General features: G+C 46.0%; 1 pseudogene. It reads left to right on the forward strand.

The features are described 5' to 3' along the window. Positions 1-292 (forward strand): annotated as a pseudogene (locus tag I5W_RS30320) (hypothetical protein); the annotation flags it as partial. Positions 293-533 lie beyond the last annotated feature (241 nt).

Below are 533 nucleotides of genomic sequence, written 5' to 3' on the forward strand. Positions count from 1 at the left end.
CGGTTTGCAATTAACTTTTTCGGACGCGGGTGATGGATTGGTAGAGATTGGCCTGTCTCCTAACCTTCCAAATGTCCAATTGAACGGACTCAAATTGTTCGAGGTTCCAGGAGCGTATGCCTTTAAGGTTCTGCATGATTGGGACGATGCACCGCTTTCAAGAACTGGCACGAGTGTCTTTCTCAAACTCGGATTAGCTGCCGGTGGTTTTTTATACGACGATGACGATACCAAATCGGTAACGGCTTTTGCAAAAGGAAGATGGGATGATTTGCCATCAGAGGAAACTTGAAGCCTCTGATCTCGCAAGGTCTTATCGATCTTTTCTAAAAAATGAATAAACATGGGCCGTTCGAAATTTTCCCATTAATGGCACCGAGAAAATCTGCTCCGGCATGCACTGCAAGAAAAACTCATGTTTTAGACGGCACCTCTGGAGTATGCAGAGAAGAGGCCAACTAAAAACAGTCATGCAGACCCGGCTGGACCTTGACACGGTGTCGCGCAGGAACGATAAATTCATCCAATGAACA

The organism is Herbaspirillum sp. B65 (genome assembly GCF_000333555.1).
GTDB classification, from domain to species: Bacteria; Pseudomonadota; Gammaproteobacteria; order Burkholderiales; family Burkholderiaceae_D; genus Herbaspirillum; species Herbaspirillum rubrisubalbicans.